Origin of the sequence: Acetobacter ascendens, from assembly GCF_001766235.1 — a bacterium.
GTDB classification, from domain to species: Bacteria; Pseudomonadota; Alphaproteobacteria; order Acetobacterales; family Acetobacteraceae; genus Acetobacter; species Acetobacter ascendens.
In genome coordinates this window covers 1,004,504-1,017,791 of sequence record NZ_CP015164.1, presented here as the reverse complement: position 1 = coordinate 1,017,791, position 13,288 = coordinate 1,004,504, and the positions used below count along the sequence as shown (strand labels likewise).

5 protein-coding genes and 5 pseudogenes are annotated in these 13,288 nt (G+C 52.2%); 4 read left to right on the top strand and 6 right to left on the bottom strand.

Annotation, left to right across the window (positions count from 1 at the left end; genetic code table 11):
- Positions 1–251 precede the first annotated feature (251 nt).
- The 3 genes and pseudogenes from A4S02_RS04910 to A4S02_RS04895 form a co-directional block, all read left to right on the top strand.
- Positions 252–566: a TetR/AcrR family transcriptional regulator gene (locus tag A4S02_RS04910; protein WP_070323127.1), complete on the top strand. Its 315-nt coding sequence runs from the start codon at positions 252–254 to the stop codon at positions 564–566.
- Between the two features lie 21 nt (positions 567–587).
- Positions 588–1,385, top strand: a pseudogene (locus tag A4S02_RS14845) (IS5 family transposase).
- A gap of 5 nt (positions 1,386–1,390) precedes the next feature.
- Positions 1,391–2,161: pseudogene (locus A4S02_RS04895) on the top strand (LLM class flavin-dependent oxidoreductase); the annotation flags it as partial.
- Positions 2,162–2,303: 142 nt separating this feature from the next.
- On the opposite strand, the pseudogene A4S02_RS04890 reads toward A4S02_RS04895, so the two are convergent.
- Together A4S02_RS04890 and A4S02_RS04885 are read right to left on the bottom strand one after the other, a co-directional pair.
- A pseudogene (locus A4S02_RS04890) lies at positions 2,304–6,764 on the bottom strand (DUF3320 domain-containing protein); the annotation flags it as partial.
- 130 nt (positions 6,765–6,894) lie between these two features.
- A pseudogene (locus A4S02_RS04885) lies at positions 6,895–7,620 on the bottom strand (transposase); the annotation flags it as partial.
- Between the two features lie 93 nt (positions 7,621–7,713).
- Between A4S02_RS04885 and A4S02_RS04880 the strand changes: the two are divergent.
- Positions 7,714–9,099 carry an IS1380 family transposase gene (locus A4S02_RS04880; RefSeq protein WP_070323124.1) on the top strand — a complete coding sequence of 462 codons (1,386 nt, stop codon included), beginning with the start codon at positions 7,714–7,716 and terminating at the stop codon, positions 9,097–9,099.
- 196 nt (positions 9,100–9,295) lie between these two features.
- On the opposite strand, the pseudogene A4S02_RS04875 reads toward A4S02_RS04880, so the two are convergent.
- The 4 genes and pseudogenes from A4S02_RS04875 to A4S02_RS14840 form a co-directional block, all read right to left on the bottom strand.
- Positions 9,296–9,643: pseudogene (locus A4S02_RS04875) on the bottom strand (transposase); the annotation flags it as partial.
- 67 nt (positions 9,644–9,710) lie between these two features.
- Positions 9,711–11,294 carry a DUF4011 domain-containing protein gene (locus tag A4S02_RS04870; protein ID WP_228142455.1) on the bottom strand — a complete coding sequence of 528 codons (1,584 nt, stop codon included), beginning with the start codon at positions 11,292–11,294 and terminating at the stop codon, positions 9,711–9,713.
- Between the two features lie 241 nt (positions 11,295–11,535).
- Positions 11,536–12,396: an IS5-like element IS12528 family transposase gene (locus A4S02_RS04865; protein ID WP_082246756.1), complete on the bottom strand. Its 861-nt coding sequence runs from the start codon at positions 12,394–12,396 to the stop codon at positions 11,536–11,538.
- A gap of 90 nt (positions 12,397–12,486) precedes the next feature.
- Positions 12,487–13,241, bottom strand: a protein-coding gene (locus A4S02_RS14840) for an IS5 family transposase (protein WP_099046878.1) whose coding sequence is annotated in 2 segments (ribosomal slippage) — positions 12,487–12,902 and positions 12,902–13,241 — 756 coding nt in all. Because the reading frame shifts where the segments join, the coding sequence is not laid out codon by codon here.
- Positions 13,242–13,288 lie beyond the last annotated feature (47 nt).

Here is a 13,288-nt window from a genome sequence, read left to right as displayed (position 1 = left end):
AAGTTGCTCTATATATTTGCAGCAGCGGCAGATGAAGACCATTGCCGCATATATCACCAGATGTAATTAAAAATATTATGATATAAGGCGAATATATAATAATGTTTTGAAATCTATGAAATTTAAAAGGGGCGGGTGCATGAAAGCCCATACATTACGAATGGCTATAGGTGGCAGATAAGCAATTTATCTATTGCATTTTAGGTACGGTATAATACCATATCTAAAATGTGAAGGAGTGGTTTTTGTTTATGATGTCTTCTAGCCCCCAATATTCTGTATCATCAGAAAAAAGGTTACGTCCCAAGGGGGCTGAACGGCTGAAAAAGCTAAAGGATTCTGCCACAAACCTTTTCCTTGAACATGGTTATGAAGCCACTTCCATGGACATGGTGATCCAAAAAGTAGGGGGATCACGACGCAACATATATGAGCGCTTTGGTGGTAAAGAAGGACTGTTTGTTGCAGTTATAACAGACGAGTGCCGGAAGCTGGCAAAGCCACTTGAAGGACTTGTGTTAGAAGATGGTTGTGTAAGACAAACGCTAGGGCCTGTTAGATCTTGAATTTCTTCCCATATTGTAGGGATGAAAGAAGGAGACAGAACAGGCACCTTTACGGACGAGACATGGGGCGATCTGGGAACCTCTGATTGAGGCGGTTCGCCCAAGGGGCAAGACGCCGCCCCATGATCTGCGGCGTACGATAGCAGCAATTTTCTGGCGTCATGAGAATGGCGCGAAATGGCGGAGCATCCCCGCTGAACTGGGTCCATGGTGGCGAGCGGCGCAGCTTTTCATCCGCTGGGCGAAGCTGGGTGTGTGGGAACGCCTGCTCGCACTGGTTCAGGAACAACAGGGAGTAGCACTCGGCATGACTTTTCTGGATGGCACGAATATCAGAGCTCACCACAAGGCGGCGGGAGCCCCAAAAAAGGGGGCTCTTTTGAAGAGCGAGACCATCGTGAAGCACTTGGCCGCTCTCGCGGCGGCTATGGCACAAAAGTCTGCGTGATAGCAGACGGGCATGGAAAGGCTGTTGGTTTTGCCCTGGCGCCCGGCCAGGCCCATGAACTGCCGCTGGCTCCAGATATGCTCGATAGCCTTCCCGCCATTCCTTTGTGGGTGGTGGCGGACAAGGGCTATGCCTCGGACGCCTTCCGTGAACGTATCTGGGACATGGGAGCCCGACCGGCCATTCCCGCAAAACGACGCGATGCGCCGGTTGCCTGCCCCAGATGGGTCTATCGGTGTCGGCACCTGGTCGAGAACCTCTGGGCCCGTCTCAAGGAGTGGCGTGCTGTTGCAACCAGATACGAGAAAACCGCAGCGTCGTTCCTGGCCGTCATACACATCGCTGCAGCCGCAGACTGGATCAAGTGCTAACAGGCCCTAGAGTGCATCCGGTGCGCCATGATGGTAAATATTTCACAGTAGATGCCATTCATTTGTCAGAACCATCACCTTAACGCACGCCTGTGCTATTTCAGGCTGGGGCCTCTAAACGAGGGCAACAGTTTGCCGGAGCCCATGCAGAATGTGTTTTTATTGCAGGGCCATCTCAGCAAATTGTTGGCAAAACGGTTGCCAGCATACGCAACCAAGCCAGACTTCAAGGGCGCCGCGCAGAAGATCCACTTATTTTCTCTTTGTTAACTATTATCACGGCACCAACGCGAAAGGCCGCATGGGAAAAATATGAAGATTATAAACGGTATATCAGTTTGGAAGGAGCATTAACACTTTTGTCGGGATGGACTGGCGTTGATTTTTCGCAGTACGAACTTGATGCCCCCATAAGGCACGTGCGAAATGATGCTATTAATTCCGCCATTGATTCTCTGACTATACTTAACCCAGACAAGATATGGACAGTGGGTGAACTGGCGCGGCACGCGGCAATCGGGGGCATGGGGGTTACAATTGTTGGCAGCCCTACCGAAATTGCTGACCAGATGGAAGCGTGGATGGAAGAAACAGGCATTGATGGGTTCAATCTTGCCTATGCAGTAGCCCCCGAAACGTTTGAGGACATTGTAGACCTTATTATTCCTGAACTTCAGAAACGAGGCCGCTATAAAACAGCTTACCAGCCGGGAACATTGCGCAACAAGCTATTTGGCCGCGGCGATAAGCTTGATAATGCCCATATCGGCAACTGATACTGATATGAGTAATCTAGTTTGAATGGTGCGCAAGCCCGGCAGTATTGGGGATGATGGGGCCTGATCCAGTATCTTTCAATAACTGCCGTATATCCTGCAGCACAGCTACCCAATGGTAGCTGCGTAAGGTGCTGATATTTTAGAATAATACCTCACTTTGATTACCATTCATCTGACGTGCTTCTTGCAAAGCTTCAGCAAAGCGTGCGCGCGTTGCTTGCCCCATTCGGCTCATACCGCAGGCATCACGCATACGCGTAATGGCTTCATCATCAGGGCAGTCAATCGCAATAGCGCGGCAGGCAAGGTCAACAAGAGCAGGCAGGGGCACCTTGGCTGGATCTACGTTTTTTTCTGAAGTGCACGAAGCCAAAGGCAAGCGTGAAGTCACAGGAAGGCGCTCTGACCACAGGAAAGCACCAACACTTTCCTCGGTGCGGCCAAGTGATGCAGGAACAGCGCTTTGAATGCGCTCGCGTATTTCTCTGCCCACCCGTGCGAAGCCATGATCACGCGAGAGTGTCTGAATTAGCACGTCTTCACGCATAACACCTGCCTCATCCACAATCTGACGAATGAGTTGTGTTAAGGTTGGAAGATAATCTTCTTGATTAAAACGGGAGGGATCAATAACCGGTTTTTGAGTAGGAGATACAACATCCTCAGTAGGTGCTTTGGCATAAAGAGGTTCTGCTGGTGGTGCAGATATTGCTAGCGCTTCTGGTGGTGCTGTTTCCGGGGTTGGTTCTGCCTGCTGCGCGTCGAGAGGGTGATCTGAAATATCCTCTATATCGGGGGAAATTTCGTTATGGCTCGTAGCCGCCATTGCCGCATCGTGTTCTGCTTGTTCAGCACGTTTTTTGCGGGTTTCTTCCAAAAAACCATTCAAGGCGTGGTCAATCCGTTCCACTTCACGCGGTGCATTGGTCCACCAGTCTGTGGACCAGATACGGAGGATGTTCCAGCCAAGGTTTTCGAGCACAGCTTGCCGCAGTCTATCCCGATCACGGGCAGTAGCACTGCGGTGATAAGTTGTCCCGTCACATTCAATACCGGCCAAAAATGTGGTGGGCAGATCAGGGTCTATCACGCCCAGATCAATACGGAATCCAGATACGCCAATTTGCGTTGTAACGTTCCATCCCTTGGCGCGCAGCATGGTGGCAACTTCAACTTCAAATATGCTGTCATAACCGCCCACGGACCCTTCATGTGCGCCTGCCAGTGCGGTTGCGCCACGTTCAGCAAATAGCAGGAAGCGGCGCAAATCACGCACACCTGCGGCACGTGTTCGCTCAATGGCAATTTGATCTCCACGGAGTGAACCGAACACAATCAACTGCTCTCTGGCACGGGTGATGGCAACATTCAGCCGTCGTTCACCGCCCTCCCGGTTAAGGGGGCCGAAGTTCATGGAAATCTTGCCTGTAATATCAGGACCATAAGTTAAGGAGAATAACATGACATCACGCTCTTCACCCTGAATATTTTCTAGATTTTTTACAAGCAGAGGCTCTGGCGCGGCATCACCCGTAAATCTTTCAAGACTTGGATCTTTGCGAACTTCCGCTTCTAGCAAATCAACAATCAGTTTTTGCTGCTCACCATTAAAGGTGACGATACCAACCGAGCGTTCGCGCCCATCACGTATGATTTTTATAGCTTCCGCAACCACCATACGTGCTTCTATAGGGTTGGTGTGGGACCCGTTGCGTCCGGGTTCGTAAACACCTTTGGGCACGAAACGGAACGATACAGCCTGATCGGACGTGACAGGTGAGGGGAAGGTAACAAGGTTGCCGCCATAATATGTCTGGTTAGAAAAGGCGATCAGGCTTTCATGCCGGCTTCGATAATGCCATTCCAGACTAATGGCAGGAATGCCTGCTCCAAGACATTCATCGAGAATGGAATCAAGGTCAGTTATTTCATCAGATGTTGCAATATCGTCAGCCGCTTTGCCGGCTACAAAAAAATCGGTTGGCGGAAGCTGCTTGGGGTCTCCTACAACAATAACCTGTTTCCCCCGGCCAATAGCGCCAATGGCATCCCATGTTGCAATCTGGGAGGCTTCATCAAAAATCACCAGATCGAAAGGTTCTGCATCTGCTGGCAGATATTGAGCCACTGAAAGAGGGCTCATCATCAGGCAAGGCGTTAAAGTCCGTAGGGCACTGGGCATTTTCTCAGCCAATTGGCGTACCGGAAGGTGGCGCGTTTTTTTTGCAATTTCGCGGGTTAATATTTTATATTCGGGGTCGTGCTGCCGTTCGGTTTCCCCCGGAATTTTTCCTGCCAAGCGTGCACGTATCAACCGTATCGCAAGGTTCTTCAGTTTTTCATCAAGCTCACGAAAACGCAGGATACGGCCTTCATGCGTTGCTGCCACAAAACCGCTTAACAGGGCGGAATCGCTTACGGCATGCATGGTCCACCAACGGGCATAATTTGCTTCAAAAACAGAAAGAACATCTTCCTGCGCAACCAGGCCTTGCTCAATTGCAGTTACCAAAGGCGTTAAGCCCAGTTGTGCTGCATGGTGGCAGGCACGTTGCCACGCGCACCAATCTCGCAATTCACGCGCAGAATTTTTCCAGTTTTGTAGTTTTTTGTTGGTTTCGCGCAGCCAATCTGGAGCCTTGGGGCTTACCAAAGCGCTGATATTACTAGCACTGCACTCGGCAAGCGTTTTCAAGGCTACTTCCAGTGTTGAAAAGGCAGCCCGATACTGTGTCAGCGCAGTATGAACGCTGCCTCCCGGTGCTAGCAGATCTTGCCCTTCGGTCAATAAGGTTTTGAGGTGAGTACGAGCCGAGAGAAGGGCAGCAGTATCCGCCATACACTCGCCAAGGTGACTTCTGGCTTGTTGGCCCCATTCAAAAACAAGATTTATCTGATCGAAATCCGTATCAAGTCCACGCCATAAGCCACCAATATGTGCCTTGTGCGGAGCTTCCTCCAACTTGCTGGCAATGGTCTGGCGTTCCACCAGCTTTTCCAGATCGCTTTCGCAATCTTCTGGCATGGCTATGGCATGCTCGTTCAACCGCTTGCGGATGGCTTTTTGCCCCATGGAACGCGCTATCAGCCATTTTTCCTTTGCCGTGCGCCATTCAGCAAGAATGTCAGACACAGGAAGTATGCCAGCACTTTCTTTCCAGCGGGTATTCAGGTCTTCAGTCAAAGCGCGATGTTGGGCAATACGTTCTTTTTCTGCAAGCACTTGGTTGCAAATGTCCTGCGCGGTATCTCCAAACGCCCAGCCAGCAGCATGCGGCTGTAATAAATGTGCACATAGCGCATCAATCTGGCCAAGGCGCACAAATGATAAATCATCGGTCCCTAATGCAAGCGCTTTACCCATATCATCTACTGCGTTGCGGAGCTCTCCTAAGGCAGACAATGTTGCATTGACTGTATCCAGCCACCGAGCCTCCCATAACGGAGACCATTCTGTCTGCCCAAGCCCAGCCAATTGGGGTGACACAACAATATCGCCAATACGAGTATACAGCGTGGCGAGGTCTTCGGCTGCCTGCACGAGAGTGTCGTAATCTGTTTTTGAATGCGTATCAGCATTGGCCCATACAAGGGGAATGCGTACGATTTTTTCTTCTTGCGCACGCAAAGTCATGCCAATGCCCCGATATGGCGTCCAGCCATTTCGGCGAGGGGCATGAAGCGCGTGAACATAAGCATTTAGCTCAAGGCGCAACGCATCAAGTGTCTGTTTTGTGTGTGCGTATTCTTCCTGCTGAAAATCTTCCAATGCGGCTTGGGCTGTCTGAAATTGTTGGAGCACGCCCATTTTACTGGCTTTTGGCGAGAACAGATCCAGACAGAATTCGGCAATACCTAGCTTTTCCAGCCGATTACGCACAACTTCCAGTGCAGTGCGTTTTTCGGCCACGAATAATACGGTACGGCCTTGCGCAAGGGTATTGGCAATGATGTTGCCAATTGTCTGGCTTTTACCTGTTCCGGGTGGCCCAATCAGCACAAAGTTTTCGCCCGCAGCGGCGCGTGCCACAGCTTTGAGTTGTGATGAATCAGCTTCCATCGGGCAGACAAGATCAGCTTGGGCCAATGCTGTATCAAGATCCTGAGAAGCATCAAACACAGCAGATGGTGTTGCGCCATCTTGTTCAGTCTCTTTGATACCATTTAACAGGCGGCTAGCAACATCGTTGGTGGCGAGCTTGTCCCGCCGTTCAAGAAGGTCTTTCCACATTAAGAATTTTGAAAAACTTAATGTTGTCAGGCTAACATGTTCACGGATTTCCCAACCCGGAATGTGGCGCAGATGAAGCCGAAATGCTTCAATAATTTTTGGCACATCCAGTCCAGAACCGTCTTCGGGAAGGTTTTCATGCTCTAGTAGGGGGATGCGGATATCATAATCCGCGCGCAGCATTTCCAGCAGAGTCGTGTTTATGCGAGTTTCATCGCTATGCGCACGCAGCGTAAAGGGCGATTTGATGCTGGCGCGCTCTAGAATAACCGGCACAAGGATTAGCGGCGCAAGGTAAGGTTTGCTCTTGTCCTCTGGTGTCCATGCTAAGGCTCCTATGGTCAGAAAGAGCACGTTTGTGCCACCTGGAGGGATCGAAGAACCCTTGATTGATGTGCTTGGCCGGTAATTTCTGGGTTTTGGCGATTTGATTGACGGTTTTTGCGATGGCGTCCAGTCTGCGTTTTGAGCGGATTGGGAGTTGTCTCTCGCTGGATGGCTATGCGCTCGCGTTCAATCTTTCGAGGAAGAGGAGGCGGCGCATATTGTAGACGATATTGGCGAGCCCGATCCTCATGGTGGCTCGACTGATACCGACAGTCCGGACAAACAGCCCCGTCTGTGACTTCTGATCGGCAAAGACATGCTCGACACGCGAGCGGATGACCGACTTTCCAGCATTTGATTTCTGGATATGCCGGGGCATAGGCTTGAGATGCGGCTTTTTGCGATGAACCTTGGAGACAAAGCCCTGCTTTTCCATGAAGTCTTCGTTGTCTTTTGAGCGATAGGCCGTGTCGGCCCAGACACTTGAGGCCATATTGGTTTTATCCAGAAGCCCCTCTCTCAATCGCGCGCCATCACTGGCAGCGGCATGCGTTGTTTTCCATTTGCGGATGAACCGGTATTTCCGATCGATGGAAACATGCGATTTATAGCCAAAGAACGGGATGGCGAGATCGCTGGATGGCATGGTTCCATCATCCTGCCGCTTCGCCTTCGTGAACTTCAGTGTCCAGCGCGCATGACGATCCTTGTGCGACAGCTTTGCGGGTTTGTCCTGCCAGTCTTCAGGAATACGTCCTGCCCGGAGATCCGCTTTCTCAGCGTTCGTATTGCGCTGCTTTGGAGCAGCCACCAGTGTTGCATCCAGGATCTGGCCGGACATCGGGAGATAACCGGCGTTACGCAGGGTCGCATCAAAGCGGTTGAACAGCCCATCGACGCGGAAATCTCACAGAAGGGTTGTACATCGGGTTAGATTATGAAAAAGTCTGTTTTGCACAAAAGAAATTTTCGTAAGCTATAAGAAAACCCGATGCAGACAGAGTGTAGCGCAGGCGCGTATGAATTTCCAGCCTCCTGTGGACGGCGTGTTGTAGCCCGTTTTGACGGGGGTCGCATGAGTTCGGATGGCGGTGTCATCCTGGTAAAGCAGGTCGATGATAGTCTGGGGTTCAGTCGCCGTTTTGCTGCATGTTTTCGCGATGAGCGGCATCCTGCCTTTGTGGAATACCGGGTTGAAGACCTTGTCCGTCAGTGGATCATGGGCCTGGCACTGGGCTATGAAGACCTTAATGACCATGACGCTTTACGTCATGATCCTGTCATGGGTCTGGTATCGGGACGTCTGTCAGGAAGCCGGGCCAACTGTGTGGCACTGGCAGGAAAATCCACGCTGAACCGGCTAGAGCGCAGTGGGCAGCAGGCAGATCGTTACTGCCGCATCATTGCTGATCATGAGGCCCTGGCTACCCTGTTCGTGACGCTTTTCATGGACCAGCATGAGCGCGCACCCGCCCGGATCGTTCTGGATGTGGATGCCACCGATGACCGTATCCATGGCCATCAGGAAGGCCGGGCCTTTCATGGATATTACGGCCATAACTGCTATCTTCCCCTGTATGTCTTCTGCGGGGACCATCTCCTCAGCGCTACCCTGCGCACGGCAGACAGGGACCCGGGGAAGGAAGCACTGGCAGACATCCGCCGGATCGTGGAGCAGATCAGGAGCCGCTGGCCCCGGGTGCGTATCCTGGTGCGTGGGGACAGCGGTTTCGCCCGGGACAGTCTGATGACATGGTGCGAAGACAACCACGTTGACTTCCTGTTTGGGCTTGCAGGCAACACCCGCCTGTATGACCGGATTGCCTCTTTGTCCGCTGAGGTTCGTGACGAAGCCGCCACGACAGGCAAAGCGGCGCGCGGCTTTGCCTCCTTTGACTGGATCACAAAGGACAGCTGGACGCGCCGCAGGCGGGTCGTGGCCAAGGCCGAATGGCGCCACGGCAACCGCTATCATCGCTTCATTGTCACCACGCTACCGCAGGGAATGTCCGACCCCCGCCATCTCTACGAACAGATTTACTGCGCACGCGGGGATATGGAAAACCGCATCAAGGAATGCCAGATGGATCTGTTCTCAGACAGGACCTCGTCCCACACCATCCGGGCCAACCAGCTCCGGCTGTGGTTCTCGGCCGCAGCCTATGTCCTGCTGACCGCTCTGCAAAGACTGGCCCTTGGCCAGACCAGCCTGGAGACGGCGACCTGTGGCACCATACGCGCACGACTGCTCAAAATCGCGACACGTGTCACGCTCAGCGTCCGTCGGATTGTCCTGTCCATGCCGGACATGTTCCCCTGTCAGCATGAATTCGCCCTCGCTCATGCACGATTGCGAAGGCTCCGGCAGGCCATCTGAAGAAACAGACCGCGCACAGACCACATAGCTTCCACCAACACTGCCTTCTCAGGCCGTGACACCCTCACTGCGTTCAGAACCCGCCGCCAGAAGCAGAATATCGTCAATATTCCAGATCGGGCTCCTGTGGGATGACTGAACTCTACAAAATGACCTGAAATTGCCTCAAGTGTGAGAAATCCGCGTCGATCGCACCCGCCTGGGTCAGACGCTTTTGACACAGCCAGACCGTTTTGGCATCCGGCACCCGATCTGAAAGTCCCAGCCCAAGGAAACGCATAAAGGAGAGGCGATCGTTGATCAGATATTCCGTCCGCTCATCAGACAAATTGTTGAGCGTCTGGATCACCAGGATCTTGAACATCAGCACAGGATCAAATGGCGGTCGTCCGCCCTTGCTTCCATCGGAATACGCCAGGGCCTTGTCCAGATCAGGACGGAACGCTTCAAAATCCACAGTCCGGGAAAACGCTTCGAGCTGATCGCCAAGCCCACTCAGCCGGGCAAGACGCTCTTCAACATCAAAGAAACCAGACTGCTTCATATCGCCATTCCCTCAATCAACGCAGAAGAAATAGAATCATACAGAAGACCTCAAAACCAGGGGGTTTTTAGAACCCTCCACCTTCCTGCTCGGCTGATCTAGCTTGGCGATAAATCTCGATAAGAGCGTTCTGAAGATTTTCTTTCTTGCGCGGTACAACAATTTCGCGCCGTGCAAGAGCCTCTATAGCATAGGCACGTGCGGCATCCTCCTGATAGCGGCTTTGATGAAGGGCTTTGTTGCGAGGATCATCCTCATCCATCAGATCTGGTGCAGAAATAAAGCGCAAAGGCTTAGCGTTACCGCCTGCGCGCATGTCTGCCAGCATATCCTCCAGTTTGGCAGGCTCTGGGCAATTTATCTCAATCTGCTGGCGGTCAGACTTTGGCAAATTGAGCAAGCGGTTACGTGCCGACATATCAAGAAGACGATTGCACCAGCGCTGAACACGATCAGCCGGGCGATCTGGTAGCTGTTCTTCCTCGCGTTCCTCACGCAGATCTGGTGGGGCTTCAAAGAGCGGCTGCTCGGAAGTGTCATCCGAGGTTTCATCGAGATCAGTATCTGCGCGAGAACCCGGAGTGGAAAGAGGACGAATGCGGCGCAGACGAGCGCGATGCACATCAATAATTTCGCGGAATGAGTCCTCATCCTCATCGCCGATATCACGCAGATTAGCTTCTCCGCGCTCACAAGCTGTTGCAAAGCTGGGTTTGCGGGTAGCTGTTACCAGCGTTGTTTCAAAAACGCGCAGATCATCAAGCTTCAGGCGGTTGCGTATACCCGGCAAATCTTGAACAACAGATGCGCCAGCATCCTGCAGGGAAAGCCAGAAACCTGCAAAGGCATGCCCTTTGGTAAGAACAATCAAGGGGCGCAGACCAATGGCCTCAAGGCAAGCTGCAAATAGAACGGTGGTATCCAAACAGGTTGCCAGCCGTTCTTCATAGACCTGAGAGGGCAGGCGGATGCGTTGTCCATATTCCACAAACGATGCTGGTGGATTGATATAGGTGATGTTCAGCCCACAAATGGCACACCAGATTGCCTGTGCTTGTGCCCATACTCTGGCTTTATCGCCTTGATATCCTTCCAGCGAGTGGGTTTGCCCTGCCTGCCGCAAAATATCGGATGCCGTGCGTAAAATGCGAGCAACAGCAGGATCATTCGGTAAAACAAATGCGGCAAGAATATCAGGAATGCCACACAGGCCTCCCCATTCATTACGAGCCAATACGCGCACATCACGGGTGGTTTTGGTTAGCTCCAGCTCTCCAGCACACGCAGTCACTGTTACTACTGCTTTGGATGCTTCGGTTTGGGCAGAGAGCAAGGCTCCATCAAGTGTGATGTCACGGTCATTCAACACGCGCAGTTCTTGGGGCCTTACCTGCTGCAACTTCCATGAACGCGGCGTAAGAAACGGGGGCTCGCTGCTGATGGTAATGTCAACAACGGGATATTCGATATCGGTTTTGTTGTCGAAGGCAAGCTCTTCAAGAATGGGAACACTGTTTTCCCAAAGGCTTGCATTTACGGCTTCTTGCAGTGCAATTTGCAGAGATGGTGTTTCGGTAGGCAAGGGTTGATCGGTGTCTTCAGAAATCTGTTTATGCTCTGTATCCACCGAAAATTCCCTTCTATCTTCCATATTCATGCGCTCAATAACACAACTATCTATCGTATTATGACAAAGTTATTCTTGTTTCATGAGAAAGAGGAGTGTGTGTAATTGGTAACAGATTTGCAAGTGATGGTAGAATGCGGGTGCTTGATAGGGTGGTCAGCTTTTAGCTGACATGCAGGGTAATATATTGGGCGAACCCTCTTATCTTTTGGTTGGGTCCGCTTTAAGTGCCAGAATTCTGGTGCCATTCCCCAAAAGCAGCAGGCTAGAAGGCCCGCAGGTTAAGAGCCCTTTTGGAAATTGACGGATGAGCGTTTCGGCGTAGCATGAGGCTTCCCATGGCGATGTGGATCATGGCCTCTGCGACGTCGATCCGCTGTTCGTAGTCCTTCACAAGGCGACGCCAGCGGATCATCCAACCGAAGGTCCGTTCCACAACCCACCGACGCGGCAGGATTTCAAACCCTTTTGCTGTCTCTGACCGCCGGATGATCTCGACTGTGAAGTCGAGAAAAGTGGCCTTATCCATCAACTGGAGGCAGTCATAGGCTCCATCGGCAAACAGGTGCTTCACCCAAGGCCAGCGTTTACGAATGGCATCAAGGATCATCTGTCCTCCTGCACTGTCCGAAATATCGGCTGTTGTCAGCTGGACCAGGAGAAGGCGGCCATCCGTATCAACTGCGATGTGACGTTTCCGACCGACGATCTTCTTGCCTGCGTCATAACCACGTGTCTTTGCGTGGGGTGCCTTGATACTCTGGCTATCAATGACACCACCCGATGGACTGGTTTCGCGTCCTGTCGCTTCACGATCGAGCATCAGACAGACATCATGAATGGTCTGGAACAGGAAACGGCGCATCAGCCTGCGGAACCACCAGTAAACCGTTTGCCATGGGCCAAAATGAACCGGAAGCATCTCCCAACCGCAGCCTGAGCGCACGAGATAGCGCAGAGCATTGATGATCTCACGGAAATCGGTTGTCCGTTTCCGACCACGCCGGTTCGCAGGGGGCATCAGAGGCGCTATGCGCTCCCATTCCTCATCTGTCAGATCAGACGGATAGCGTTTCGTCTTGCGTGTAATTCCGGCCATGCGGCCTCGTTGTGCTGGCGTCCACATCCTGCCTTTGAATCACGCTCAAAACCTCTTGAAAACCTATCATAGCGAATTTCCAAAAGGGCTCTAAGAAAGTAGCTCTACGGCGTGTCGTCAGTTAAGCAGGATGATGATTGAGGCGAACTGTACGGCTGCGAGGAAGGTCGATTTCAGTTTATCGTAGCGGGTTGCGATAGCGCGAAACTGCTTGAGTTTATTGAAGAACCTCTCAACAAGGTTCCGTTCGCGGTAGAGAGAAAAATCGGTTTTCCGTCGTGTCGTTCTGTTGCGTTTTGGCGGGATGACCGGGGTAATCCCGCGCTGTATCAGCCGATCGATCAACCTGTCCGCGTCATACGCCTTGTCAGCAAGGAAAGCATCCGGTTCGATGTTTTCCAGAAGTGGTTCTGCCTGGGTGATATCGGCATCCTGTCCCGGTGTGATGCCGAGTTCCACTGGATTGCCCAGAGCGTCGCAGATGGCATGGATCTTTGTAGTTAGCCCGCCTCGTGATCGTCCGATGGCCTGATCCGTGCCCCTTTTTTGAGAGCTCCGGCACTATGCTGATGCGCTCGGACAATTGTGCTGTCGATCATCATGTATTCGTTGTCGTAATCAGCGGCCAGATAACGAAATATCCGTTCGATGACGCCGCTTTCACACCAGTGGCGCAGACGCCGGTGCACGTTTTTCCAGTCACCGAAACGGGCAGGAAGGTCGCGCCATGGAATACCCGCGCGATAGCGATACAGCACCGCCTCCACGAACAGACGGTTGTTCACCGCAGTGCCGCCGACATAGCCTTCTCGACCAGGAAGAAGATCCTTTATCCGCTCCCACTGGTCATCGCGTAAACTATAGCGCCGCATCTGTCTGTCTCCCCAAAAAAACGGGAAAACAGTCAGCACACGCAGAC